Source organism: Gallibacterium sp. ZY190522, assembly GCF_054166015.1.
Genome location: NZ_CM135118.1, coordinates 1,653,190 through 1,678,945, shown reverse-complemented (window position 1 = coordinate 1,678,945; position 25,756 = coordinate 1,653,190). Strand labels below are relative to the sequence as shown.

21 protein-coding genes are annotated in these 25,756 nt (G+C 32.9%); 14 read left to right on the top strand and 7 right to left on the bottom strand.

Going from position 1 to position 25,756, the window contains the following annotated elements; genetic code table 11:
• Positions 1-11: 11 nt before the first annotated feature.
• Positions 12-1,358: an acetyl-CoA carboxylase biotin carboxylase subunit gene (gene accC, locus ACXPAV_RS08140; RefSeq protein ID WP_458003206.1), complete on the top strand. Its 1,347-nt coding sequence runs from the start codon at positions 12-14 to the stop codon at positions 1,356-1,358.
• A gap of 57 nt (positions 1,359-1,415) precedes the next feature.
• Positions 1,416-1,946, top strand: coding sequence for a 4-hydroxyphenylacetate 3-monooxygenase, reductase component (hpaC, locus tag ACXPAV_RS08135; RefSeq protein WP_458003205.1), 531 nt, complete (start codon positions 1,416-1,418; stop codon positions 1,944-1,946).
• Positions 1,947-1,963: 17 nt separating this feature from the next.
• On the opposite strand, the gene ACXPAV_RS08130 is transcribed toward hpaC, so the two are convergent.
• Positions 1,964-2,905: a substrate-binding domain-containing protein gene (locus ACXPAV_RS08130; protein WP_458003204.1), complete on the bottom strand. Its 942-nt coding sequence runs from the start codon at positions 2,903-2,905 to the stop codon at positions 1,964-1,966.
• A gap of 241 nt (positions 2,906-3,146) precedes the next feature.
• Between ACXPAV_RS08130 and ACXPAV_RS08125 the strand changes: the two genes are divergently transcribed.
• The 4 genes from ACXPAV_RS08125 (at position 3,147) to deoR (ending at position 7,988) form a co-directional block, all read left to right on the top strand.
• Entirely contained in the window at positions 3,147-4,640 is a 1,494-nt protein-coding gene (locus ACXPAV_RS08125) for a sugar ABC transporter ATP-binding protein (RefSeq protein ID WP_458003203.1), read from the top strand.
• A 16-nt stretch (positions 4,641-4,656) separates the two neighbouring features.
• Positions 4,657-5,682, top strand: a complete 1,026-nt coding sequence (locus ACXPAV_RS08120) for an ABC transporter permease (protein WP_458003202.1) — start codon at positions 4,657-4,659, stop codon at positions 5,680-5,682.
• Between the two features lie 30 nt (positions 5,683-5,712).
• On the top strand, positions 5,713-7,161 hold the full coding sequence (locus ACXPAV_RS08115) for an FGGY-family carbohydrate kinase (protein WP_458003201.1): 1,449 nt from the start codon (positions 5,713-5,715) through the stop codon (positions 7,159-7,161).
• A 71-nt stretch (positions 7,162-7,232) separates the two neighbouring features.
• Positions 7,233-7,988, top strand: coding sequence for a DNA-binding transcriptional repressor DeoR (deoR, locus tag ACXPAV_RS08110; RefSeq protein WP_065230707.1), 756 nt, complete (start codon positions 7,233-7,235; stop codon positions 7,986-7,988).
• A gap of 18 nt (positions 7,989-8,006) precedes the next feature.
• Here the strand turns inward: deoR and ACXPAV_RS08105 are convergent, their stop codons facing one another.
• Positions 8,007-9,785, bottom strand: coding sequence for an ABC transporter ATP-binding protein/permease (locus tag ACXPAV_RS08105; protein ID WP_458003200.1), 1,779 nt, complete (start codon positions 9,783-9,785; stop codon positions 8,007-8,009).
• A 181-nt stretch (positions 9,786-9,966) separates the two neighbouring features.
• Here ACXPAV_RS08105 and ACXPAV_RS08100 point away from each other — a divergent pair, with 181 nt between their 5' ends.
• Positions 9,967-11,631 (top strand): putative transporter, encoded by a 1,665-nt coding sequence (locus ACXPAV_RS08100; RefSeq protein ID WP_039086192.1) that lies wholly within the window; start codon positions 9,967-9,969, stop codon positions 11,629-11,631.
• A gap of 330 nt (positions 11,632-11,961) precedes the next feature.
• On the opposite strand, the gene ACXPAV_RS08095 is transcribed toward ACXPAV_RS08100, so the two are convergent.
• Positions 11,962-13,476: a CoA-acylating methylmalonate-semialdehyde dehydrogenase gene (locus ACXPAV_RS08095; protein ID WP_458003199.1), complete on the bottom strand. Its 1,515-nt coding sequence runs from the start codon at positions 13,474-13,476 to the stop codon at positions 11,962-11,964.
• Between the two features lie 217 nt (positions 13,477-13,693).
• Between ACXPAV_RS08095 and iolB the strand changes: the two genes are divergently transcribed.
• The gene (gene iolB / locus ACXPAV_RS08090) at positions 13,694-14,524 is read left to right on the top strand and encodes a 5-deoxy-glucuronate isomerase (RefSeq protein WP_458003198.1); all 831 of its coding nucleotides are present in this window, start codon (positions 13,694-13,696) and stop codon (positions 14,522-14,524) included.
• A gap of 352 nt (positions 14,525-14,876) precedes the next feature.
• Here the strand turns inward: iolB and ACXPAV_RS08085 are convergent, their stop codons facing one another.
• From ACXPAV_RS08085 to ACXPAV_RS08075, 3 genes are read right to left on the bottom strand one after another with little or no spacing between them, the layout of a single operon-like run.
• Positions 14,877-16,178: a TRAP transporter large permease gene (locus tag ACXPAV_RS08085; protein WP_458003197.1), complete on the bottom strand. Its 1,302-nt coding sequence runs from the start codon at positions 16,176-16,178 to the stop codon at positions 14,877-14,879.
• A gap of 2 nt (positions 16,179-16,180) precedes the next feature.
• Positions 16,181-16,666 carry a TRAP transporter small permease gene (locus ACXPAV_RS08080; protein ID WP_458003196.1) on the bottom strand — a complete coding sequence of 162 codons (486 nt, stop codon included), beginning with the start codon at positions 16,664-16,666 and terminating at the stop codon, positions 16,181-16,183.
• A gap of 22 nt (positions 16,667-16,688) precedes the next feature.
• Positions 16,689-17,654, bottom strand: a complete 966-nt coding sequence (locus ACXPAV_RS08075) for a TRAP transporter substrate-binding protein (RefSeq protein WP_458003195.1) — start codon at positions 17,652-17,654, stop codon at positions 16,689-16,691.
• A 342-nt stretch (positions 17,655-17,996) separates the two neighbouring features.
• Between ACXPAV_RS08075 and ACXPAV_RS08070 the strand changes: the two genes are divergently transcribed.
• Positions 17,997-19,901, top strand: coding sequence for a bifunctional 5-dehydro-2-deoxygluconokinase/5-dehydro-2-deoxyphosphogluconate aldolase (locus tag ACXPAV_RS08070; RefSeq protein ID WP_458003194.1), 1,905 nt, complete (start codon positions 17,997-17,999; stop codon positions 19,899-19,901).
• Between the two features lie 60 nt (positions 19,902-19,961).
• On the opposite strand, the gene ACXPAV_RS08065 is transcribed toward ACXPAV_RS08070, so the two are convergent.
• Complete coding sequence (locus ACXPAV_RS08065) at positions 19,962-20,789, bottom strand: MurR/RpiR family transcriptional regulator (protein ID WP_458003193.1); 828 nt, start codon at positions 20,787-20,789, stop codon at positions 19,962-19,964.
• A gap of 218 nt (positions 20,790-21,007) precedes the next feature.
• Here ACXPAV_RS08065 and ACXPAV_RS08060 point away from each other — a divergent pair, with 218 nt between their 5' ends.
• The 5 genes from ACXPAV_RS08060 to ACXPAV_RS08040 are packed head-to-tail and all read left to right on the top strand — an operon-like array spanning position 21,008 to position 25,745.
• Positions 21,008-22,015 (top strand): TRAP transporter substrate-binding protein, encoded by a 1,008-nt coding sequence (locus ACXPAV_RS08060; RefSeq protein WP_458003192.1) that lies wholly within the window; start codon positions 21,008-21,010, stop codon positions 22,013-22,015.
• 2 nt (positions 22,016-22,017) lie between these two features.
• A complete protein-coding gene (locus ACXPAV_RS08055; RefSeq protein WP_065230626.1) occupies positions 22,018-22,497 on the top strand; it encodes a TRAP transporter small permease in 480 nt (159 codons plus the stop codon).
• Positions 22,497-23,771, top strand: a complete 1,275-nt coding sequence (locus ACXPAV_RS08050; protein WP_039086391.1) for a TRAP transporter large permease — start codon at positions 22,497-22,499, stop codon at positions 23,769-23,771. The genes ACXPAV_RS08055 and ACXPAV_RS08050 overlap by 1 nt, the downstream gene beginning before the upstream one ends.
• 14 nt (positions 23,772-23,785) lie before the next feature.
• Positions 23,786-24,790 (top strand): LacI family DNA-binding transcriptional regulator, encoded by a 1,005-nt coding sequence (locus ACXPAV_RS08045; protein WP_458003191.1) that lies wholly within the window; start codon positions 23,786-23,788, stop codon positions 24,788-24,790.
• A 10-nt stretch (positions 24,791-24,800) separates the two neighbouring features.
• The gene (locus tag ACXPAV_RS08040; protein WP_458003190.1) at positions 24,801-25,745 is read left to right on the top strand and encodes a sugar kinase; all 945 of its coding nucleotides are present in this window, start codon (positions 24,801-24,803) and stop codon (positions 25,743-25,745) included.
• Positions 25,746-25,756 lie beyond the last annotated feature (11 nt).

The following is a 25,756-nucleotide window of genomic DNA, read 5'->3' as shown; positions in this document are numbered from 1 at the left end:
TGGATAGAACTATGTTAGAAAAAGTAGTTATCGCTAATCGTGGTGAAATAGCATTGCGTATCTTACGAGCGTGCAAAGAGTTAGGTATTGCCACTGTGGCGGTACATTCAATAGCGGATCGTATGTTAAAACACGTTTTGCTTGCGGATGAAACTGTTTGTATTGGGCCGGCACCATCTGCCAAAAGTTATTTAAATATTCCGGCAATTATTGCAGCCGCAGAAGTGACAGGTGCAGATGCAATTCATCCAGGATACGGATTTTTATCAGAAAATGCTGATTTTGCAGAACAAGTAGAACGTTCGGGTTTTGTATTTATTGGGCCTACAGCAGATGTTATCCGTTTAATGGGAGATAAAGTTTCGGCGATTAATGCAATGAAAAAGGCTGGTGTACCTTGTGTACCGGGTTCTGATGGACCATTGGGTAGAGATATCAATAAGAATAAAGAGATCGCTAAGCGTATTGGCTACCCAATTATTATAAAAGCGTCTGGCGGTGGCGGCGGTCGAGGAATGCGCGTTGTTCGCCAAGAAAGTGCTTTGGAAGAAGCGATTGCAATGACAAAAGCGGAAGCGAAAGCTGCGTTTAATAATGATATGGTTTATATGGAAAAATATTTGGAAAATCCACGCCATATCGAAATTCAAGTGTTGGCAGATACACACGGTAATGCAATTTATCTAGCTGAACGTGACTGTTCAATGCAACGTCGTCACCAAAAAGTGGTGGAAGAAGCCCCGGCACCGGGCATTACTGAAGAGATGCGCCGTCATATCGGCGAGCGTTGTGCTAATGCGTGTAAAGAGATCGGTTATCGTGGTGCAGGCACGTTTGAGTTTTTATATGAAAACGGTGAATTCTATTTCATTGAAATGAACACTCGAATCCAAGTGGAACATCCGGTTACTGAAATGATCACCGGCGTTGATTTAGTCAAAGAGCAGTTACGCATTGCATCAGGTTTGCCGCTATCTTTCAAACAGGAAGATATTCAAGTACGCGGGCACGCAATTGAATGTCGTATTAATGCAGAAGATCCAACTACATTCTTACCATCTCCGGGTAAAATCGAACATCTTCACTCACCGGGTGGGTTCGGTATTCGTTGGGATTCTCACATTTATGGTGGTTATACTGTACCACCAAATTACGATTCAATGATTGGTAAATTGATTGCGTATGGTGAAGATCGTCAAGTAGCTATTCGTAGAATGCAGAATGCTTTAGCTGAAACGATTATTGATGGTATTAAAACCAATATCCCACTTCACGAATCAATTTTGGAAGATAAAAATTTCCAAAAAGGCGGCACTAATATTCATTACCTTGAGAAAAAATTAGGATTGAATGATTAGTTAGTTATTAAACGCCGGTAATTCACCGGCGTTTTGCTCTTAAAATGATATAAAAATATGGCAAAAAAAGCAGAAATATTAACACTCGAACAACAAAACTTTCGTAATGCGATGTCTAAATTAGCAGCGGCAGTGAATATTATTACAACACAAGGTGAGGCAGGAACTTGTGGAATTACGGCGACGGCGGTTTGTTCTATCACAGATACACCACCAACAGTTTTAGTTTGTGTGAATCGTAATAGTCAAATGAATGCTGTATTTAAACAGAATAAACAGGTTTGTATTAATATTCTATCTGCAGAGCAGCAAGAGCTTGCTTGTCATTTTGCAGGTATGCGTGAAAGTTCAATGGAAGATCGTTTTAATATGGACATCTGGAAAGAAAAACACGAACTTTATCACGCTCCGGCATTAATTGGTTCATTGGCTAATCTGCACGGTACAATCACTATGATTCACGAAGTTGGCACGCACTCGTTATTTTTCGTGACACTAGAGACAATCGATGTGAATGAGGGCAAAGGTTTGGTGTATTTTAACCGAGGTTTTCAGGTTGTAAAAGAAAAGAGCCTATTATCATTATAGGCTCTGAACATTATTGATTAATAGTTTTTAGATTGCTCTTTATCTACGACAATCGGATCTACATAGAATATATCAGGAATAGGCTGTTTATGAATTTGCTTTAATGCATTTTCAATAGCTATAGTTACCTGTTTTTTTGGCAACTGGTCAATAGTATTTTGGAGTTTTCCTTGTTTTACATATTCAATAGCCAAAGGAATTCCATCATAACCAGTGATAAGCACTTTTCCTGCCAATCCTGCATTTTCAACAGCTGTTACTGCACCAATAGCCATATTATCATTCGCTGCAAAAATGCCATTTATATTTGGATTGGCGGTCAGAATATTGCTAACAACGTTTAATGCTTGTTCGGTTTCCCAATTTGCTGATTGTGATGCCACAATTTTTATTCCGGGTGCTTCATTAAATGCTTTTAATGCTCCAGCTTTCCGTTGTTCACCATTATCAACTCCAGGTATGCCTTCTAATATAGCGATATCCCCCTTACCTCCTAAAGCATCGACTAAATTTTTAGCTGCTAAATATCCTCCTAAAAAGTTATCTACGCCAACATAATTAAATTTTAAGTTTGCTTTTTTAGCAGCTTCGGCATCTAAGCGAACATCTAAATCAATAATCGGAATACCTGCTTTTTCTGCTTTTTGGAAAGCTGGAATAAATGCTATAGAGTCATTTGGAGTTACAATGATGGCATCTACTTTTTTAGCAATCATATTTTCAACAAGGCCAACGAGTTGTTCTGTTGAATCTTCTTTTTCTGCAACTTGAATAATTAAGTCAACGTCCATTTTTTTAGCTGCTTCTTCAGCACCTTGTTGCATAGAAATAAAGTATTCATTACTTAATGTTTTCATAAGTAGTGCAATTTGTGGTTTTTCTGCAGCATATAAAGATCCGGATATGACAAAGGCAAGTAATCCAGCTTTTATGGAGTTAGAAAGGAAATTTTTTTTCATAGGATTCTCCTTTAATTAAGCTACTATTCTGATCACTGATGTAATCATTGTTTTTATTTTAACACTTCAATAAATTTTTAATGTGATTTTAGTCACAAAAACGATCTAAAACTTACTTGTTTTGATAATTTGTTAAAATTTTTACACAATAATTGTTATTTATGTGATTTTAATCACATTTATTTTTAAGTGAATATCATATGCTTACAACAATGATAAATCATTAAATGGAGTAAAAGTCATGTCCAAAGATAAGCAACTTATATTGGAATTACAAAATATTAATAAGAGTTTTTTTGGGGTGAGTATTCTTAAGAATGTAAATCTAAAGATTTACTCCGGTGAAGTTCATTGCTTAGTAGGAGAAAATGGTGCTGGAAAATCAACATTATGTAAAATTATTGCAGGAATATACCCCAGAGATAATGGAAAAATTTTATTCCAAAATACATATTATTTACCTAAAACAGTGAAAGATGCTCAATTGCTAGGTATAGGGTTTATCCATCAAGAATTAATGTTAGTTCCTCACCTAACAGTGTTAGAGAATATTTTTTTAGGATCAGAAGAAAAGTCATTTTGTAATAGGATGAATTGGAAAAGTATGAGGGAAAAAACACAAAAGATTATTGATGATTTGGAACTTGATATAAGTCCTGATGATTTAGTAATTAATCTATCTGTTGCGCAGCAACAGATGGTAGAAATTGCTAAGGCTGTGTTTGGTGGATATAAAGTTATTATTTTTGATGAGCCAACAGCATCTATTTCAAGAAAAAATACGGAAACCTTGTTTAGGATTATTCATCAACTAAAAGAAAAAAATGTTGCAATGATATATATATCACATCGTTTAGAAGAGTTTAAACATATAGCGGATAAAATTACAGTATTGAGAGATGGTGAGATTACGGGAACATTAAATTATAAAGATACATCATCAAAAGAAATTGTGAAATTAATGGTAGGAAGAAATATTGATTTTTCACATTATTATAGAGAATTTAAAGGAACAGATGAAAAGTTAAGAGTAGAGAATTTAAATAATAAAAAAATTAAAAATATTAATTTTACTTTATATAAAGGCGAAATATTAGGATTCGCTGGGTTAGTGGGAGCTGGAAGAACAGAAATCCTAAGAGCAATATATGGGGCAGATGAGTATGTGGGAAATATATTTATTGATAACAAAAAAATAAATATATATACACCTGAAGATGCTGTAAAACAAAAAATAGGATTTATTACAGAGGATAGGAAAATACAAGGATTAATATTAGGATTAAGTATTAGAGACAACATTACTCTTCCTATTTTAAAAAATTTTTGGAATAAATTTTATTTAGATAAGAAATTAGAAAAAGAGCTAGTAGAAAAAGATAGAAAAAAATTACGTATTGTATCTAAAGATCAGGATCAAGAAGTAAAAACACTTTCAGGAGGAAATCAACAAAAAGTCATTATTGCAAGATGGTTAGAAAGTGGAGTCAATATTTTACTATTTGATGAACCTACTCGAGGGATTGATGTTGGTGCAAAAACAGAAATATATGATTTAATGAGGGAATTTGTTATTAATGGTGGCAGTATTATTATGGTTTCATCTGATTTGCCGGAATTAATTACAATGTCGGATAGAGTAATTGTAATGAGAAATGGTGAAAAGATTAAAGAAATAGCAGAAAAAGATGAAATTAATGAAGAAAATTTAATGCATTTAATGATCGGTGTTTAATTTATTGGGGGTATATATGTTAAATATAAGAAAAGTAATATCTAAGCTAGGTATTGGTATTGTTCTTTTCCTTATGATATTAGGTATGTCAATTAGTTCAGACGTATTTTTATCTACAAATAATATTTTAAATATATTATTACAAGTATCGGTAATTTGTATTATATCAGTCGGAATGACTTATGTCATATTAACAGGTGGAATAGATTTATCGGTAGGTTCTATAGTTGCATTATCTGCGGTATGTCTGGGGGTTTTTGTTCATTCAGGATTAGCATGGATAGGAGATGATCCATCTTCAATAGAAATAATGTTAGTTATATTGTTTTCTATATTAGGAACAATTTTAGTAGGAGCCTTATGTGGTTATGTTAATGGATTAGTTATTGTCTATGGGAAGGTTACTTCTTTTATAACAACATTAGGGATGATGGGAATAGCAAGAGGATTGGCATTAACAATATCTAATGGAAAGACAATCTATAATTTTCCGAATGAATTACGTTTTTTAGGTAATGGTTCGATTTCTTTAGGAGGAGTCAATATACCAATACCAGTTATCATTGCCTTAATTGTTGTATTAGTAAGTTATTACGTTTTAACTCAAACTATTTTTGGAAGACAGATATATGCTTTGGGTGGAAATAGAGAGGCAGTTAGATTGTCTGGTATTAATGTTGCAAAATTAGAAATTAAAACTTATGTTATTAATGGATCTTTAGCCGCTATAGGTGCTGTTATTTTAGTTGGTAGATTAAATGCTGCACAACCTATAGCTGGAATGGGATATGAGCTGGATGCTATTGCAGCAACTGTAATTGGAGGAACGAGTTTAATTGGCGGTGTTGGTTCAGTTATAGGAACTTCTATTGGTGCCTTAATTATGGGAGTTTTGCAAAATGGATTGACGTTATTAAATGTTACGTCTTATTTGCAAAGACTTATTATAGGATTAGTAATAATATTAGCAGTATTCCTAGATCAAATCAGGAGAGGAGAAGTATCTACAACAAAAATAAAAAGATTATTTTTTAGAGAATAGTTTATTTTTACTTTTATATGGAGAAAATATATGAAGTATTATCTAGGAATTGATTGTGGTGGAACTTTTGTTAAGGCTCAAATTATAGATGAATTAGGTAATATTATAAAATGTGCTAAAGATAATATAGGGATTATTAGTAATGAACCAGGTTATGCAGAAAGAAATATGAATGCTCTTTGGAGTTCATGTGCTAATATTATTAAAAAAGTAATTGAATATTCAGGTGTTGATAACAGAATGATTGTGAGAATAGGTATATCAGCACAAGGGAAAGGAGTACATCTATTAGATAAAAATTATAATAGTTTGGGGAATGCCATACTTTCATCAGATAGACGAGCGGAAAAAATTGTATCTATGTGGAAAGAGCATGATGTTGATAAAATAATATATCCTATAACCAAACAAAACATATGGAGTGGACATCCGGTCTCTATTTTAAAATGGATAAAAGATAACGATATTGATAGATATAGTAAGATAGAATATGTTTTAATGACACATGATTATTTAAGATTCTGTTTGACTGGCAATCTATATTGTGAAGTTACTAATATATCAGAATCTAATTTATATAATATTAATCTAAAACAATATGATGAAGAATTATTTAAATTATTTGATATTTATGAAATGTTTGGGAAATTAGCTCCTGTCATTGATTCTGAACAGATAGCTGGATATGTGACAAAAGAGGCAGCGGTAGTAACCGGGTTAGCAATTGGAACTCCAGTAATAGCAGGATTATTTGATGTTGTTGCTGCGACTTATAGTGCTCATCTAGAAAATGAATACGTATTAAATGGTATTTTAGGTACTTGGAATATTATTAGTGGGGTAACAAATAATATTAAAGAAACTAATTTTAACCTTATTCAAGGTAAGTATATTAGTGATAAGATTGTTATTCACGATGATAGTCCTACATCAATAGGAAATTTAGAATGGTTTATTAATAATTTTGATGAATTAGACTATTCAAGGATTAATAAATTAGTTGAATCTATACCAGAATGTTCTTCATCCATCTTATTTATTCCATTTTTATATGGATCTAATTTTGGAAATAATATTTCTGGTGGAATTTATAATTTACAAATGTATCATACAACAGCACATCTATTTCAGGCTATCTATGAAGGAGTTATTTTTAGTTTTAAATACCATTTAGATAGAATGTTAGACGTTTTTCCTCAAGTATCAACATTAAGAATAATGGGTGGAATTACTCATTCTCCAGTTTGGCTACAAATGTTAGCTGATATTACAGGAATAAAATTAGAGATTATTGAGATTGAAGAGGCAGGGTGTTTTGGGGTCTCTTTATTATCAATGAAAACCATGGGAATTGATATAGATAAAGTTTATAATAATTTGCCTAAGAAAATTGTTTATCCTAGGGTTGATAAATTTGATGATTATTATAAAAAATATAACTTGTATATTGATTTATTAAAATCTTTGGATAAGAAATAATTTTAATGTAATATTAATTATAGCAGTTTATATTATAGAATTATTTATATTATAAAGATATGGGTGTTTTTATGTATGATAAAAAAAACAAAAGTAGAATTCAACAATTAAAAGTTCTATTAAATCAAGTGGAAAAACTTCATTTAAGAGATGCATCAGAAATTTTAAATGTTTCCGAAATGACAATTAGAAGAGATATTAGCAATAGCGACGGCTCTATAGTTTTATTAGGAGGGTATTTGGTAAAAAAAATTAATCATAAGAGTAATTATTTTTTATCTGATCAACAAGATAAGAATATTGTGGAAAAAATGCTACTAGGAAAAGTTGCTTCAAAACTTGTTGAAAATGGAGATATTGTTTTTTTTGATTGTGGTACTACAATCCCTTTTATTGCATCTCATATACCTGATAATATAAATTTTACTGCAGTATGTTGTTCAATAAATGTATTTATGGTATTACGAGAAAAAAGGAATTGTGAAATTATTTTATGTGGAGGAAATTACTGTAGAGATAATGAATTAGTAACTTCTATACAAGCCAAAGATATTTTGGATTCTATTTGCACTACAAAAGCTTTTATAGCTACTTCAGGAGTAGATGTAAATAATGGGCTTACTTGTTTTCATTTTAATGAAGCACAAGTTAAGCAACAGGCAATGATGAGAGCAAAAGAAAAAATATTGGTTTTTGATCATTCAAAATTTAATTTTGTTTACCCAGCATATATAGGAGAATTAGATGAATTTAATATAATAATATGTGATCAACCATTGCCACCCCAGTTTCAATTTGATAGAAAGAAATTTGTTAATCTTATCTAAGATATTTTCTTGATAAGTTTATTGAAAAGTATTCCACTCCCCATTCCCTGTCAACATTAGTGAAATATTGTGATGCTGTTTTAAGGTTGAACGATGTCCGACACTAATTAAAATGGTGTCAGGAAGCTGGTCGAGAATTAATTGATACATCGCAAATTCCAACCCTTCATCCATACTGGATGTGGCTTCGTCTAAGAAAGCCACTTTAGGTTTAGCTAAAAGTAAGCGAGCAATTGCAAGTCGCTGTTGTTCACCCAGTGAGAGAATGCGTGTCCAGTCACGTTCTTCGTCTAATTTATCAACCAAATGTGCTAATTGAACGGATTTCAACACATCAACTGCATTTTGTTCATCCTGTTGTGGAATAGGGTTCGGATAATACAATGTTGCGCGTAAACTGCCTTGTGGCAGGTAGCTTTTTTGCGATAGAAACAGCGTTTGTTGCGGACAATAAATTTTCCCATCTGAGTAAAGCCATAAGCCGGCAATTGTGCGTAATAAGGTGGTTTTACCAATACCGGATGGGCCTTGGATTAATAAACGTTGTCCGCCAGTTAAAGTTAGATTGAGTTGTTTGAGCAATGCTTTCCCGTCTGCGTTATAAATTGAGAGGTTTTCAAAAACAACATTGCTTTGCGACGGCAGAATATTGGCAGTGGAATGTGATTGGCAACTTTGCATTGCGGCAGTAAATCCGCTTAAACGGTCTAATGTGGCGCGATATTCGGTGAAAGTGTCATAACTGTTACGAAAAAATGAAAGCGAATTGTGAACTTGCCCGAATGCTTGTGCAGTCTGTACCATATCTCCCAATGTAATTTGTTTAGAGAAAAAACGTTGTGCTTGAATAATAAACGGAAATACCACAGAAATTTGGCTAACGACGATATTAAATCCCGAAAGTTTCAGTGTACGGAAAACAAGTTTCCAGACATTATCAATAATGCATTTAAATTGTTGATTTAACAGAATTCGCTCTATTTTTTCACCTGCATAAAAAGCGATACTTTCCGCATATTCTTTTAAGCGGATCAGTGAATAACGATAGTCAGCGTTTAATTTTTCATTAGCAAAGTTTAGCTTGATTAATGGTCGACCAAGTTTGAAAGCAAAAACGCTGGTAATTAAAACATAAATAAAGACAAGATAAACCATCATATGTGGGATTTCTACTCCGGCGATAGTCATTGGACCGGATAGATTCCAAAGGATAATGGTGAAGGCGACAATCGAAACACAGGCACTGATCACGCCGGTAGCAAAATTGAGAGAGTTTTCAATATAAGAGGTAATGTCCTGTTGAATACGTTGATCAGGATTATCTAATTGGTTATAGCTGAATTGTGTTTTATAAAAGGTTTGATCTGATAGCCAACGATCTAAAAAATGTTGGTTGAGCCATTCTCGCCAATGAATATTAAAACGATTTTTGATGTAGTAGATAATAAGCGCATTTAGTAAGTTAATACTGACGATAACACCGAAAAAAATCATTTGTTGCCAGAATGCTGTTTCATCTAGTTCCTGCAATGCTTTGTACATATTGTTGTACCATTGCGAGAAAATTACATCGATTCTAACAGAAAGTAGAGTCAGCAGGACAATTACACAAAAGGTAGCAATCGGGGCAATGCCTTGTTTGCCGACAAAATAATGTTTAGCCAGTTGCCAAAATTGATGTCCCCATCGAGTTGATTTGATCAGTAAAAACAGTGCGATTGCAAAACAAATTGAGCTGATAATAAAACTTTTGGCAATCCACCAAAAAGAATTAATTGCTTCAGAGACTAAATCCATTGAAAAATCCGAGATATTTTATTTTTTAAAAAAACTGTGGGCTATTTTGCCTAGATAAAGTCGTTTAGGCAAAAATTTTTGTAAAAAATTCAATAAAATTTGCCTTTCCTCAGTTTTTTTCATCTTAGAAAGCAATATAATCTTGCGCAGTTTTATTTTTTAACTATTAAGGAGTAGTTGTATGAGTGATATTGCTATCACTATCAGTCTCCTATCATTAGTTGCTGTACTTGGATTATGGATAGGACACTGGAAAATTAGGGGCGTCGGTTTAGGGATCGGCGGTGTGCTGTTTGGTGGAATATTGGTTTCACATTTCACAACGCAGTATGGTATTACATTAGATGCTCACACCATGCACTTTGTGCAAGAATTCGGTTTGATTCTGTTTGTTTATACTATCGGAATTCAAGTTGGCCCGGGCTTCTTCTCTTCTTTAAGATCATCCGGTCTAAAACTGAATTTATTTGCAATGATGATCGTTTTTTTAGGCGCATTAATTGTTATCGTAATGTATAAATTGTTTGGATTGGAACTTCCGGTTATTTTAGGGATCTTCTCCGGTGCAATTACTAATACTCCGTCTTTAGGTGCAGGACAGCAAATCCTAGCAGAACTTGGTTTTACCAATATTACAGAAACAATGGGTACAGCTTATGCAATGGCTTATCCGTTCGGTATTTGCGGTATTTTATTAACAATGTGGTTAATTCGCTTATTCTTTAAAATTAAAGTAGATCAAGAAGCGGCAGCCTTTGAACGCGAAATGAATCACGATAAAGAAACACTTAGTGCAATTAATGTACGTGTTACTAACCCTAATTTGGCCGGATTGCGGATGTCTGAAATCCCAGGTTTAGAACTGAAAGATGTAATTTGTTCACGTTTAAAACGTGGTGATTTGTTATTGGTACCGAAGGATGACACTATCGTAAATTTAAACGATTATTTGCATTTAGTTGGAGAACCTGCAGTACTTCATCGTGTTCAATTAGTTGTTGGTGAGTTGGCAGCAAATGAACTATTAACGACACGAGGTACGGATTTGCGTACTGTTCGTGTTGTTGTGACCAATGAACAGGTTCTTGGTAAAAAAATTCGTGATTTAAATATCCACCAAAAATATGAAGTAGTTATTTCTCGTTTGAACCGTGCCGGGGTTGAATTGGTTCCTAGCCAGAATACTAGCTTACAGTTTGGGGACGTATTGAATCTTGTTGGTCGTTTGGATGCCATTGAAGCAGTTACCGCCATTATCGGAAATGCGCAGCAAAAATTGCAACAAGTTCAGATGTTGCCGGTCTTTATCGGTATCGGTCTTGGGGTGTTATTGGGTTCTATTCCGGTACAAATTCCAGGTTTCCCCGTGGCATTGAAACTTGGGCTTGCAGGTGGCCCGTTAGTGGTTGCATTAATTTTAGCTAGAATTGGTAGTATTGGAAAACTCTATTGGTTTATGCCACCAAGTGCTAACTTAGCATTGCGTGAAATTGGCATTGTGTTGTTTCTCTCCGTTGTTGGGTTGAAATCAGGCGGTAATTTCCTTGAATCATTAATTGATGGTGATGGCGGTGAATGGGTGCTTTATGGTGCTGTTATCACCTTTATTCCATTATTTATTACTGGAATTGTGGCGAGAATTTATGGTAAGTTGAATTACCTCACTATCTGTGGGCTACTTGCAGGATCAATGACTGATCCTCCGGCATTAGCGTTTGCCAATGCATTAAAGGAAGAAAGTGGCGCAGCATCGCTCTCTTATGCGACAGTGTACCCGTTAGTAATGTTCCTCAGGATCATAACACCGCAATTGTTGGCAATTCTACTGTTGTGGTTTTCAGCTTAGCGATTATTAATCAAAAAATATTTATATAATATTTTCTCAGCCCGACTTAAGTCGGGTTGGTTTTTCTTTCAAGCTCTTCAATGTTTTCAAAAGATTTTCCATAAAATATTCTACTTTCATCTGTCAATTCGAATATGGCGTCGCTTGGTATGGAGAATGGCAAACGTACAACAGATTAAAGGAAGACTTTGCTGATGTTGAATATAAAAATAAATGGCGCTGTTTGAAAATTTGGTTATATTTGCTCATAAAAAATCTGCACCCCTGTGGTTGGATAATAAGTTGAACTTTAGGGGTACAGATCAAAATTTTTATTTAAAATTATTTAGATTATAACGTTGGCATACTGAATGCAGTACCTTGTTCTCTCATTTGATGATTCGGCCAACGACTTGTGACCGTTTTCATTCTAGTATAAAAACGAACCCCATCAGGACCATAAACATTAAGCGCCCCAAAGATAGAATCTTTCCAACCGCCAAAGCAATGGAATGCCATTGGCACAGGAATTGGAATATTGATACCAACCATACCTGCTTTTACATCGTGACTGTATTGGCGTGCAGCATCACCATCACTGGTAAAAATTGCACTACCGTTGCCGTACTGATGTATATTAATAAGGTGAATAGCTTCCTGATAATTTTTGGCACGGATAATTGCGAGAACAGGTCCAAAAATTTCTTCTTTATAAATAGTCATTTCAGGTGTGACATGGTCAAATAAACTACCACCAATGAAATAACCATTTTCATATCCTTTAACTTTATAATTTCGTCCATCAACCACTAATTTTGCGCCTTCATTTACTCCCTGATCGATATAACTTGATACTTTTTCTAAGTGTGCTTTAGAAATTAATGGTCCCATTTCATTTTCTGGTTTACCTTCAGGTAAAACTCCAGGACCAATGCGCAATCCTTTTATTTTTGGTATTAAATGTTGGACAAGCGCATCGGCATAATCATCATCAATTGTAACTGCTACAGAAAGCGCCATACAACGTTCGCCAGCGGCGCCGAAAGCTGCTCCTAATAGTGAGTTAGCCGTAGTTTCAATATCTGCATCAGGCATAATCAATACGTGATTTTTTGCTCCACCTAATGCTTGCACACGTTTTCCATATTTAGAACCGGTTTCATAAATATATTGTGCAATTGGCGTTGAACCAACAAAACTTACAGCTTGAATACGAGGATCTTTTAATAATACATCAACAACCTCTTTATCTCCTTGAACTACATTAAATACCCCATCCGGTAATCCAGCTTCTTTTAATAATTCTGCTAAACGAATCGATAATGAAGGATCTTTTTCAGAAGGTTTCAATACAAAGGTATTACCACAAGCTAATGCAATAGGAAACATCCACATTGGCACCATTGCAGGAAAATTAAATGGGGTGATGCCTGCAACAACACCTAAAGGCTGCATTAGTGAAAAACTATCAATACCGCGTCCTACATTAGCTGAATATTCTCCTTTCAATAGATGTGGAATACCAGTTGCAAACTCGACTACTTCTAACCCTCTAGTCAATTCTCCAATGGAGTCAGAGTAAATTTTTCCGTGTTCATTACTGATAAGACGAGCTAATTCATCGAAGTTTTCTTCTAATAATGATTTGAACTTAAATAAAATTCTCGCTCGACGTAATGGAGATTGTTGAGACCAAGCAGGAAAAGCATTTTGTGCTACATTGATTGCTTGTTCCATTTCTGTAGTGGTACTGAGTTTAACTTGTTTTGTTTGTTCTCCAGTTGCCGGATTATAGACAAAGGCGATACGTTGGCTATTGCTTTCAACAAGTTTACCATTAATAAAATTTGGAATAATGGGTTTCATAGTAATCCTCTCTGTTTTACATTCTTTAGGTTGATGATAGGAATAACATACTATTTTGAAATAAAAATTTCAATTTAATATTATTTAAAATTAATTTTTTATTTTATTTTGTGATCTATGTTGGATCTTAGAAAGATCAGCATTCATTTATTTTAATTTATATCCTATACTTTCAATGATTAGTATCTTGATAAAATAGAATATAAGGAGAGTTTTAATGAGTAGATTATTATCAAAATCAAAGAACATTGTAGATGGGTTACGTCAGAAAATTACACCCAAAAGTGCTGGATGGGAGTATGTTGGCTTTGAATTACTGCATCTTTCAGAAGGAAAAGTTTATTCTATTTCTACAGAAAATACAGAAGTTTGTTTCGTAATGGTCTCAGGTTATGTAACATTTGATGTGGATGGAAAAGAATTTTCTCATTTAGGCAATCGCAACTCACCTTTTGAACGTATTCCACCATATTCACTTTATGTTCCTCATCATAAAAATGTTCAAATTAAAGCTGAAAGCGAAACAGAAATTGCAATTTGTCGAGCCCCAAGCCAAGGTAATTTACCAGTGAGAATAATTACTCCCGAGCAAGTGGGCGTAGAAAAACGAGGTTATGGCAATAATAAACGTTTAGTTCACAATATCTTGCCAGAAACTGAGCCAGCAGATGCATTATTGGTTGTTGAGGTTTTTACAGATGAAGGTAACACTAGCTCATACCCGAGTCATAAACACGATCAAAAAAATAGTGAAGAGGAAACCTATTTAGAAGAAACTTATTATCACCGTTTTGAGCCTACTCAAGGTTTTTGCCTACAACGAGTTTATACGGATGATCGTAGTTTAGATGAATGTATGGCAGTATATGATGGTGATGTTGTACAAGTACCGAAAGGATACCACCCAGTAGCAACGATAGCAGGGTATAATAACTATTATTTAAATGTAATGGCGGGTCCTATCAGAAAATGGCGTTTTACTTGGGAAAAAGATCATCAGTGGATCAATACGGAAGAATATACAGATAAATTTAGCAAAATAGAATAATTATTCTTTTAGTTGTTGCGAAACTAAATATACATTTATATCCTTATTAAAAATAACGAAAAAGATTTTTGTCGATTTCGTTATTTTTGAAAATTTTATTTTCTTGATTTTAAAATTTTTATGAAAGTATCTTTAATTTTAGGAAATTTAATTGATACTAAACTAATATAATAACTTATTTTCTTAAGTTTTGAATAAAATAATACCTTTGATTAGAATTGCTCTTTTATGAAAATTAAAAAATTCTTATGGTAATATTTTTTAAATTACTATAAGATATCTTCATTTTGATCTATTATTATACTACCTTATCTAATAATTTATAGCTAGGTAAAAACCTAGCTATAAGAATTTATATTAGACCTAGAGTCCTTGGAAGAAATAATGAAATACTAGGAATATAAGTAATTAACATAACTATAATAAATAATGCTAGATACATTGGTAATAAAGGTTTAATAACAGTGTATACTTTTACTTCGCCTACAGAACATCCTACAAAAAGCGCTGTTCCAACAGGAGGAGTACATAATCCAATACATAAATTTGCTGCCATAATAATACCAAAATGAACTAAATCTACGCCAAGATCTTGTACTATAGGTAAAAATATTGGAGCGAATATGAGAACAGCAGGAGTCATATCCATAAATATACCAATTATTAACAATATAATATTTATTATAAATAGAATGATGATAGGATTATCTGAAATATTTAATAGAGATTCACTAATCCAAAAAGGTATGTCAGCATTGGTCATTGCCCAAGACATTCCAACAGAAAAACCAACTAACAACATAATTACACTAGTCATTATTACTGATTCTAGTATTAATTGTGGTAATTGTTTGAATGAAATCGTTCTATAAATAAATACGGATAATATAAAAGTGTATAGAACAGCTATAGCAGATGCTTCGGTTGCAGTAAAAGCACCTATAACTATTCCACCTACTACAATAAATACTAATAATAAGCTAGGTAAAGCTCTCCATAAATAGAATATAAATTCTACAAAGGTTATTTTTACTCTTTTATCATTAAACTTATTTTTAGATAAAAATGTAGCAGCAACCATAATGGATAATCCCATTAGAATACCAGGTATATAACCAGCAACAAATAAAGCTCCGACGGAGATACCTCCAGCCGTCAAAGAATATACAATTAATACATTAGAAGGAGGAATTAATAATCCAGAAATACATGATGAAATATTAACTGCTGCAGATATATTAGGATCATATTTTTCTTTTTGTTGTATTTTTACAAGGGTGCCTCCTACTGCAGCTGCAGAAGCAGTGGCAGAGCCAGATATTGATCCAAACATCATATTTGCTAGGACATTTACATGATATAAAGAATTTGGTTTATTACCAATTAATATTTTAGCAAAATCTATTAATCTAATTGCTATTCCTCCGTGATTCATTAAGTTGCCAGACAAAATAAAAAATGGAATAGCTAATAGAGCAAAATTATCTATTCCATTGGCAAGTCTTTGGGAAACTATAGAAATAGCAGTTTCGATAGGAAGCATATATATCATAGATAAAGTAGTTGCAATCCCAATAGCAAAGGATATTGGAATCCCTATAAATACTAAGATAAAAAAACTTGAAAATAATATTAAAGCAATATAACTTTCCATAGTTACTCCTTATTATTTTTCATACTAGAAAATTGAGTAATTATTTCTTGAATAGAATAGTAAAGAATGATCATAAAGCTAATAGGAATGATCATATAGATATATCCCATTTTTATTTGTAGTGCAGGAGAAGTTTGAAGGCTTTCAAACGTATTGATGGTTAATTTGGTTCCACCATATATAATAACAATAGAAAAAATAACCATTATCACATTTAATAATGTGTGCAATTTTTTTCTATTTTCTAAAGAGATATATGAAAAAATTAAATCTATAGAAAGATGTTTTTTTTTGCCTAAAGCATAACTTGAGCCCAATAAACAAGTATAAATCATCAGAAATCTTGATAACTCTTCTGTAATAGTACTTGGTTCATTTAGTATGTATCTACTAATTACTTGCCAAATAATGCAAAGAGTTAAAAAGACCATCAATATGATTAATATTATTTCAAGAATTTTATTTAGGTATTGATTAATTTTAAACATGATGGTCTTACCTCATATTATATCATTTACTAGCGTTTTCTATTTCATCTAATAATTTGGCATTCTCAGGGTTTTTCCTATATTCATCGTATATAGGTTTTACTAATTTTTTGAACTCTTCTTTATTGCTTTTAACAATTTTCCCCCCAAGTTTTACGGCATCCTTTCTAGCTTGTTCCATTTCTTGTGCCCATAATTTACCGTGCCATAATTCAGAATCCCTTGCTGCTTTAGTAATAATTTCTTGTTGTTGTGGTGTTAAGCTATTCCACCTTTTTGTAGAAATGACTAAAAAATCAGGTACAGAGGTATGTTGATCTTCAGAATATACTTTAACCAACTCAATATGACGAGCATTGACCCATGTTGGAATATTATTTTCTGCTCCATCTATGATCCCCTGCTGTAATGCAGTATAGATTTCGCTGAATGAAACAGGTGTAGGAGAACCACCCATTAATTCCACCATTTTAATGCTTGTTTGTGATGGTTGAACACGAACTTTGATTCCTTTTAAATCTTTAGGATTTATAATTTCTTTATTTGAGTAAAAACTTCTTGTACCTGTATCATAGGCAGACAGTGCAAAAAAACTTTTATCTTTTGTCGAATTCATAATATCCCTACCAATAGGACCATAAACCACTGCGTCATGATGTTTTTTATCTTTGAATAGATAAGGTAGGCTAAAAACTTTATAAATATCAGCAAAAGATTCTAAATTACTGGAACCTTTTGTCATATCTAAGCCACCCTCAAGCAATAGTTCCATTGTTTCTCGTGCACTGCCCATTTGTCCATTGCCGTATATACGAATTTTTATTTCATTATTTGATAATGTAGCTACATCCTTAGCAAAATATTCAAAAGCTTTACTGACAGAATGATTTCTATCTAAATCATGAGCTAACTTTAAGGTAATTGGTGCAGCAAAGGCAGAATTTATAGAGAATCCTAATAAAATAGCTATTGATAGTAGTTTAGTCATAATGATCTCCTAGTGTGAGGTGAAAAAGATTCAGTTAATAAAAGAGAGGTACACTGTGGTGATACACTACACATCACATAGCACCTTTGTATAAAGAATTGCATTTTTGTCCAGGCTTGTAAAGAATGAATATTTCATTTTGTGACGTATATCTAATTTTTATTTCGTTTTTTTTTCGCCTATCAATATAGATAATTGTTTGATTAAATAGATAAATATAAGAACAACTTATTTGGCTATACTATATTAGTATAATAAATCATTGATAATATGAAATTTTTATTCTAAAATTTTATTGTTGGAATTTATTTTTTATTTAAGAGAGGCTTTAGGAGGCACAAAATGTCTAAAACATTAGATGTGATTTGTTTAGGCCGTGTTGCGGTAGATCTTTATGCACAACAAATTGGTTCTCGTTTGGAGGATGCGAGTAGTTTTGCGAAATATTTAGGGGGATCATCAGGAAATGTTGCTTATGGAACGGCGATTCAAGGTCTGAAGTCGTCGATGTTGGCAAGAGTTGGCGATGAACATATGGGGCGTTTTTTGCGAGAAGAGTTGCAAAGTGTTGGTGTGGACACCAGTCATTTAATTACTGATAAAGAGCGTCTTACTGCATTAGTTATTTTAGGAATTAAAGATAAGGAAACATTTCCTCTTATTTTTTATCGTGATAACTGTGCAGATATGGCGATCACATCAGATGATTTTGATGAAAAATATATTGCTTCGGCAAAAGCATTAGCCATTACAGGTACGCATCTTTCTCATCCTAAAACACGTCAAGCGGTTTTAACCGCTTTAGAATATGCAGGACGAAATGGAACAAAACGTTTATTAGATATTGATTATCGGCCAGTGCTTTGGGGATTGACTTCTCTAGGTGATGGCGAAACCCGTTATATTGATTCTGAAGCGGTAACGAAATCTTTACAAGAAGTATTACATCATTTTGATGTATTGGTTGGAACAGAAGAAGAATTTCATATTGCAGGAGGATCAACGGATACTTTGACAGCATTGAAGAATATCCGTAAATATAGTCAGGCGACTTTAGTGTGTAAACGAGGTGCATCAGGGTGTTCTGTCTTTGAGGGGGATATTCCTAATGATCTGGATGGTGGCTTAAATGTTTATGGCGTTCGTGTTGCTGTTTTGAACGTGTTGGGTGCTGGCGATGCGTTTATGTCCGGGCTATTGCGTGGTTATGTTAATGGAGAAGGATGGGAACAGGCGTGCCGTTATGCTAATGCGTGTGGGGCTTTAGTGGTATCTCGTCATGGTTGTGCTCCGGCAATGCCAACAAAAACTGAGTTAGATGATTATTTATCTCGAGCTGAGTGTGTTCCTAGACCGGATCTTGATAGTAGATTGAATCATCTACATCGTGTTACCACTAGAAAGCAACAATGGGATAATGTCTGTATTTTTGCTTTCGATCATCGTTTACAACTTGAGGAAATGGCGAAGAAATGTGGGGCGGATCTTCATCGAATCCCTGAGCTGAAAAAATTATTGTTGAAAGCCGCAGAGCAAACAGCAGCGGAAGAGGGAATTGCAAATGGTCAGGCAGGGATTTTGGCAGATACTACATATGGACAAGATGTATTAAATGCAATCACCGGAAAGAAATGGTGGATTGGTCGTCCGATAGAACAACCTGCCTCACGACCATTGGCGTTGGAGCACGGTGATTTAGGTAGTCAATTAATATCCTGGCCTAAAGAGCATATTGTGAAATGTTTGGTTTTTTATCATCCAAATGATAATGAAGGAATGAAACAAGCTCAGGATAAAAAATTGCTTGAGGTGTATCAGGCTTGTTGTCGTACAGGTCACGAATTATTGTTAGAGATCATTTTACCATCAATAATGGAACAAAAAGAGAGCTATTATCTTGATGTTGTTCGTCATTTGTATCAATTAGGTATAAAACCGGATTGGTGGAAATTGCCGGGGTTAAAAGCAGTCACTTGGCAGCAGCTTACAGCGGTGATTTCAGCCAATGATCCTTATTGTCGTGGCGTCTTGATCTTAGGTCTAGATGCGCCGGAAAGTGTCTTTGATGAAACTTTTAAAGAAGCCGCTAATGCAGATATCGTCAAAGGATTTGCAGTTGGAAGAACTATTTTTGCAGAAGCGTCAGCCAAATGGTTAGCAAATGAAATTAATGATGATGTGTTAATGAAGTCTGTTCGTGAAAAATATCAGCGGTTGATTCATTTATGGAAAAAGTATAAAGGGTAAAGATTAGTTATCATTATATGTGTTAAACGGCTAATTTTGTTGGGAAATTAGCCGTTTTTATTATGATTTTTGTTTGAAAGCAAGTGAAATTGCCAAACTCTGCACAAGATTCATTGTTGAACATTGTGAGCGAAATCCATTGATATGAGCTTCTTTTATAATGAACGCGATATCACTAAAACTGACTAAAGGACTTAACTGACTGTCTGTAATTGCGATTTGTCTAATTCCAGCTTTAGCTACAGAGTCCAAAATATTAAGTGTTTCTTTGGCATAAGGCGAAAAACTGATTGCAACGACAACATCGCCTGGTTTTATAATATTTAATTGTTCTTCAAACATCCCACCTAAACCATCAATAATAAAGGAGCGACGATTAAGATGATGTAAAGCATAATTTAAATAACAGGCTACACTATATGAACGTCTTAATCCAATAATGAATATAGTATTAGCAGAATCAAGTAATTGTACTGCTTCATTTAGTTGTTTTGGGTCAATGCTATTAGATAATTGTGTGAGAGCTGCCGCATTGGCATGAGAAAAAACGGCGAGAATATTTTCAGGGCTACTTTGTTCATTTCTTTTTTCACCTATTTTATAGAATAATTCTGCACGTTCTTGGTAATCTGCTGTTGATTCTATTAAGCTTTCTTTGAAAATTTGTTTCATTTCATTAAAGCCTTTGAAACCAAATACATTTGCAAAACGGATTAATGTAGAGGGGGGAACATCTGCTCGCTCTGCAATTATAGCAACAGTATCAAAAACAACACTATTTGGATTATCTAAAATATATTTGGCAACTTGTTTTAGTCGTTTACTTAAGTTGTCATAACGTTCTCTAATTTTATTTTCTAATTCTTCAACTTTCATTGATGTATTCATAGTAAAAGGAATCGGTAATGATGGAAATGTAAGCAATATTCTAAAGTATCTAGATCAAAATTGGAAAGGTGTTTTGGATATTTGATATAGATTAATAAATAAAAAGCGTAAATTTTTTGTGATAGTGATCACCTTTCTTTACTTTCCTTATTGTTGTGAAACCGGTTTCATAATAGGTTTAAGTATAAATTTAGTCATTATGTTAACGGGAGTTCCTTATGAAAAAATCAATTTTAGCATTGCTGTTATCTTCTTTAGTATTACTCAATGGATGTGATGATAAAAATACTTCTGATACAGGAAAAGTAAATGTTGTTGCTGCACATAATCAGACAAATTTAGATAGTCCTTATCAGACAGGAATGTTAAAACTTAAAGATGATGCGGAACAATCTCAACTATTTAATATTGAGGTGCATGCCGGAACTATTGGTACAAATGAAAATGAATTAGTTGAAAAACTTATTTTAGGTGGTGCTGATGTTGTTTTAGTTTCACCAGGATTTATGACTTCATTAGGAATTGATGAGGTAGATATATTTTCTCTACTCTATCTTTTCAATGATTATAAACATTGGGAAAAAGTTGTTGATGGAGATATCGGTAAGAAAATTGCAGATATTATCTATGAAAAATCAGGTAAGAAATATTATGTGAAAAGTTATTGGACTGCCGGTGTTCGTCATTGGTACGGTAAGAAACCAGTATTTAAACCGGAAGATTTAAAAGGGCTTAAAATTAGAACTCAAACATCCGGTGTTGTTTCTGATTATTGGCTAAGTGTTGGGGCAATTCCTACATCAGTTGCTTGGGCGGAGTTGTACCAAGCATTAAGCAGTAATGTTGTTGATGGTGCTGAAAACGCCTATCCTTATTTAGTTCCAATGGAACACCACAAAACAAGTAATGGTAAATATATTTCTGAAACTGGTCACGATTATACAACAAGATTTTTATTAGTACGTTCAGGATTATGGGATAAATTAGATGATAAACATAAGGAAGTATTTGAAAATGCAATGAAAGCAGCGACAGATGCTGAAAGAAATGCAGTTTATGCAGAAGAAAAAAATTACAAAGAAAAAGCTATTGCTGATGGAGCAAAAGTTAATAGTCTTGATACTACACCATTTGTCATAAAAGCAGTTGAAATCCAGGATAAATGGGGTAAAGAACATACTATGATAGATGTCATAGAGCAAATTAGAGAACTGGCTAAGGATTAATTATGCGTAAGGTGATTGATATCATAGCTAAATTGGAGCTAATAATTAGCGCCTGTTTCCTTTCAATATTTGTGATGACAACATTTATACAAGTTATTAGTCGCTATTTTCATATCAGTGTTATTTGGACAGAAGAGCTTTCAGTAAATGCTTTTATTTGGTCGATATTATTAGGCGCGGCAGTAATGACAAGAAAAAAAAGACATTTCAGCTTTTCTTTCTTAAAAAACAAAATAGAATCAGAACAATATAAATGTATATTATCTCTTATTCAGAATGGGATAATATTATGTTTTTCTATAATATGTCTAGTCTACTCAGCTGAAATTACTTCATCATTTTGGAATTCTAAATGGGTTACTATACCTATTTTTAGACAGGGATATGTTTGGTTGATTTTACCAATTACTTTTTCAAGTATTATCCTATTTTTATTAGAAGACTGCTTTGATAAAATTAGTTTGCTGATAAGGAAAAAATAATGACACTTTTAGCTATTACTATATTATTTATATTGTTTATATTTATTGGAATTCCTATTGCATATTCTATTGCTATTTCTGCTTTACTTGGGATTGCTTTTATTGGTAATGTTCCATATACAGTTATTCCAATGAAAATGTTTTATGGCTTAAATTCCTATGTTTTATTAGCTGTTCCTTTATTTATTTTAACTGCTTCTATTATGAATAGAGGAAATATTTCAAAGAAATTAATCAACTTTTCATTAGGAATTGTAGGACGTTATCCTGGTGGTTTAGGGCATGCAAATATTTTAGTTTCTATGTTATTTGCTGGAGTAAGCGGTTCATCTCAAGCAGATACAGCAGGAATAGGAAAAATATTGATCCCGAATATGATAGATAAAGGCTATAGTAAAGAAATGGCTGTAGGCGTTACAGCAGCATCCTCGACAATAGGTAGTATTATTCCACCAAGTATTACTATGGTTATTTACGCTGGATTAACGAATACCTCTGTTGGTAAGTTATTTATTGGAGGGTTATTGCCAGGAATATTAATTGGTTTGGGAATGATGGCTTTTGTTTATTATGTTGCGATAAAAGAACATTTACCAAAAGAAAAACCGATAACATTATCTCTATTTTGGCAACTTTTTAAGCAGTCATTGCCAGCATTATTAACCCCATTAATTATTATTTTAGGTATCGTATTTGGTATCTTTACTGCAACTGAAGCGGCGGCATTTTCTGCGATTTATGCATATTTAGTGAGTGCATATTATTATAAAACTATTAGTTATAGAGATATTCCTAAAATATTAATAGAAACATTGGAGCTAAGTTGTTTATCTTTATTTGCACTGGCAGCTGCCTCAGCATTGGGAGAGTTTCTAGGATATATGAAAATCAACCATATTGTTGCTGGATTTTTTAGCAATTTATATAGTGGAGAATACTTATTTTTCTTATTAATTATTTTATTTTTCCTATTTATCGGAACATTTATGGATGCTATTCCAGCAATGGTATTATTTGTTCCTGTCATTTATCCTGTAGCACAATCTATAGGTGTTGATCCTGTCCAATTAGGAATTGTAATTATTATTACATTATCTATAGGATTAATTACACCTCCTTATGGATTGTGTTTGTTAATTTCTAGTGTAATTGGTGGATTGTCTATAGATAGATCATTTAAAGCTGTTTTACCGTATATAGCAATTATTTTAGTAGTGCTGGCTGTTGTTATATTTATTCCGAGTATTCTATTAAGTGATATTATAATTAGTTAATTATGTTATGAGATATGCAAAAAAAAGCAACGATAAATGATGTAGCAAAATTAGCGAAAGTAAGTAAAGCTACAGTATCAAGATTTTTAAATAAAAAATTTAATTTAATAGCTCCAGATACTGTAGCTAGGATAGAAAAGGCAGTTGAAAAATTAAATTACTTCCCTAGCCAAATTGCACAAGGAGTAAAAAGAGGAAATACTAAACTGATTGCTCTCATTGTCTCTGATATAAATAACTCTTATTCAATTGAATTATTTCAAGGCGCAGAAAAGTATGCTTTTGAGAATGACCATGCACTATTATTATTTAGTACAAATGATAGTTTTGAAAGAGAAACAAAAATTTTAAAATCATTATCTAGTTATCAGGTTGAGGGAGTAATTATTCAAAGTTTACAGATAGAAAATTATGTTCTTTCTTCTTATAGTATTCCTGTTGTTTCTGTAGATAGAGAGATATCTAATTACAAATGTGATCTAGTGGGATTGGATAATAAAAAATCTACTAGAATGATGATTGATTATTTATTAAATAAGAAATTTAATGCATTACTATTCGTGACAGAAAATGTGCAGTTAAGTCAAGCGAGATCAATCAGAGTACAAACATTTAAAGAATATATTGTAAGTAATATTAATGTGATAGGGAAAGTTTTAGAAGTAAATGATTCAGAAAATTCTTCTTTTTTAAAAAATGAAATTTTAAATTTCTTTATCAAGAATAAAGATAAAAAAATAGCTATTATCTCTGTAAATGGAAAGGTAGCATTGAATTTATTATCTATACTTGAAAAAATAGAGATAAAGGTGGGTAAGGATATTGGATTTATTACATTTGATAATCCTAATTGGAGTAATATTATACCAGGAGGAATATCTGTATTAGAGCAACCTACTTACGATATTGGTTATATGGCTTGTAAATTACTAATAAATAGGATTAATAAATCAGTTGTAGAAAGAAATAATATTGCTTATTCCGGAAGGTTAATTGAACGAGGTTCTACAATATTATAGAGGATAAAATATGAAAAATATTTTTGATGTAGTGACTTTTGGTGAGGCAATGATAATGTTTATTGCAGGGGAAGAAAAACCTTTAGATGATGTTAGTTATTTTAGTAAAGGAGTTGCAGGAGCAGAATTGAATGTTGCTACGGGCATAGCCAGATTAGGTTTTAATGTAAGTTGGATTAGTAAAATAGGAAAGGATTCTTTTGGTAGAACAATATTAAATTATTTAAATAAGGAAAATATTAATAGTGATTTTGTTAAAATAGATTCTACGCATAGAACCGGATTTCAATTAAAATCTAAATTAAAAAATATGAACGGTGATCCTGAAGTTGAATACTTTAGAAGAGGATCTGCTGCTAGTTATTTATCTATTGCAGATCTGGATAAAGTAATAAATACTAAATTCTTGCATATTACAGGGATTGCTCCGGCTTTATCGGATAATTGTTTTGATGTGGCAGAATATTTGATAAATCAAGTTCGTAGTAAATCCGGAATAATCACATTTGACCCTAATCTTCGTCCTGTTCTGTGGAAAAACGAAAATGTTATGAGGGAAAAGATTAATTATTTAGCTTCTAAGGCAGATATTGTTTTACCAGGAATTAATGAGGGAAAGATATTAACAGGATATGATTCTAATGAAGACATTGCTGATTTTTATATAAAAAATGGAGCCAAAAAGGTCATTATAAAATTAGGAAAAAAAGGTGCTTATTTTAGAGACTCAATTGGGAATGAGGGTACTGTTCCGGCGGTTAAAGTTGATAATATTATTGACACTGTCGGTGCTGGCGATGCTTTTGCTGTGGGAGTAATTAGTGCTTTATTAGAAAATAAGACATTGGAGCAAGCTGCTAAAAGAGGAAATTTTTTTGGTGCTTTGGCTGTTCAATTTCCCGGAGATAATGACGGTTTACCGAATAAAGAACAATTGTCAAAATATGATATATAGGATTTATGAAT

What these genes read in the sequence shown, in the direction of transcription:
- accC (WP_458003206.1), top strand. Translation starts at nt 12, where the DNA reads ATGTTAGAAAAAGTAGTTATCGCTAATCGTGGTGAAATAGCATTGCGT.
- hpaC (WP_458003205.1), top strand. Translation starts at nt 1,416, where the DNA reads ATGGCAAAAAAAGCAGAAATATTAACACTCGAACAACAAAACTTTCGT.
- ACXPAV_RS08130 (WP_458003204.1), bottom strand. Translation starts at nt 2,905, where the DNA reads ATGAAAAAAAATTTCCTTTCTAACTCCATAAAAGCTGGATTACTTGCC.
- ACXPAV_RS08125 (WP_458003203.1), top strand. Translation starts at nt 3,147, where the DNA reads ATGTCCAAAGATAAGCAACTTATATTGGAATTACAAAATATTAATAAG.
- ACXPAV_RS08120 (WP_458003202.1), top strand. Translation starts at nt 4,657, where the DNA reads ATGTTAAATATAAGAAAAGTAATATCTAAGCTAGGTATTGGTATTGTT.
- ACXPAV_RS08115 (WP_458003201.1), top strand. Translation starts at nt 5,713, where the DNA reads ATGAAGTATTATCTAGGAATTGATTGTGGTGGAACTTTTGTTAAGGCT.
- deoR (WP_065230707.1), top strand. Translation starts at nt 7,233, where the DNA reads ATGTATGATAAAAAAAACAAAAGTAGAATTCAACAATTAAAAGTTCTA.
- ACXPAV_RS08105 (WP_458003200.1), bottom strand. Translation starts at nt 9,785, where the DNA reads ATGGATTTAGTCTCTGAAGCAATTAATTCTTTTTGGTGGATTGCCAAA.
- ACXPAV_RS08100 (WP_039086192.1), top strand. Translation starts at nt 9,967, where the DNA reads ATGAGTGATATTGCTATCACTATCAGTCTCCTATCATTAGTTGCTGTA.
- ACXPAV_RS08095 (WP_458003199.1), bottom strand. Translation starts at nt 13,476, where the DNA reads ATGAAACCCATTATTCCAAATTTTATTAATGGTAAACTTGTTGAAAGC.
- iolB (WP_458003198.1), top strand. Translation starts at nt 13,694, where the DNA reads ATGAGTAGATTATTATCAAAATCAAAGAACATTGTAGATGGGTTACGT.
- ACXPAV_RS08085 (WP_458003197.1), bottom strand. Translation starts at nt 16,178, where the DNA reads ATGGAAAGTTATATTGCTTTAATATTATTTTCAAGTTTTTTTATCTTA.
- ACXPAV_RS08080 (WP_458003196.1), bottom strand. Translation starts at nt 16,666, where the DNA reads ATGTTTAAAATTAATCAATACCTAAATAAAATTCTTGAAATAATATTA.
- ACXPAV_RS08075 (WP_458003195.1), bottom strand. Translation starts at nt 17,654, where the DNA reads ATGACTAAACTACTATCAATAGCTATTTTATTAGGATTCTCTATAAAT.
- ACXPAV_RS08070 (WP_458003194.1), top strand. Translation starts at nt 17,997, where the DNA reads ATGTCTAAAACATTAGATGTGATTTGTTTAGGCCGTGTTGCGGTAGAT.
- ACXPAV_RS08065 (WP_458003193.1), bottom strand. Translation starts at nt 20,789, where the DNA reads ATGAATACATCAATGAAAGTTGAAGAATTAGAAAATAAAATTAGAGAA.
- ACXPAV_RS08060 (WP_458003192.1), top strand. Translation starts at nt 21,008, where the DNA reads ATGAAAAAATCAATTTTAGCATTGCTGTTATCTTCTTTAGTATTACTC.
- ACXPAV_RS08055 (WP_065230626.1), top strand. Translation starts at nt 22,018, where the DNA reads ATGCGTAAGGTGATTGATATCATAGCTAAATTGGAGCTAATAATTAGC.
- ACXPAV_RS08050 (WP_039086391.1), top strand. Translation starts at nt 22,497, where the DNA reads ATGACACTTTTAGCTATTACTATATTATTTATATTGTTTATATTTATT.
- ACXPAV_RS08045 (WP_458003191.1), top strand. Translation starts at nt 23,786, where the DNA reads ATGCAAAAAAAAGCAACGATAAATGATGTAGCAAAATTAGCGAAAGTA.
- ACXPAV_RS08040 (WP_458003190.1), top strand. Translation starts at nt 24,801, where the DNA reads ATGAAAAATATTTTTGATGTAGTGACTTTTGGTGAGGCAATGATAATG.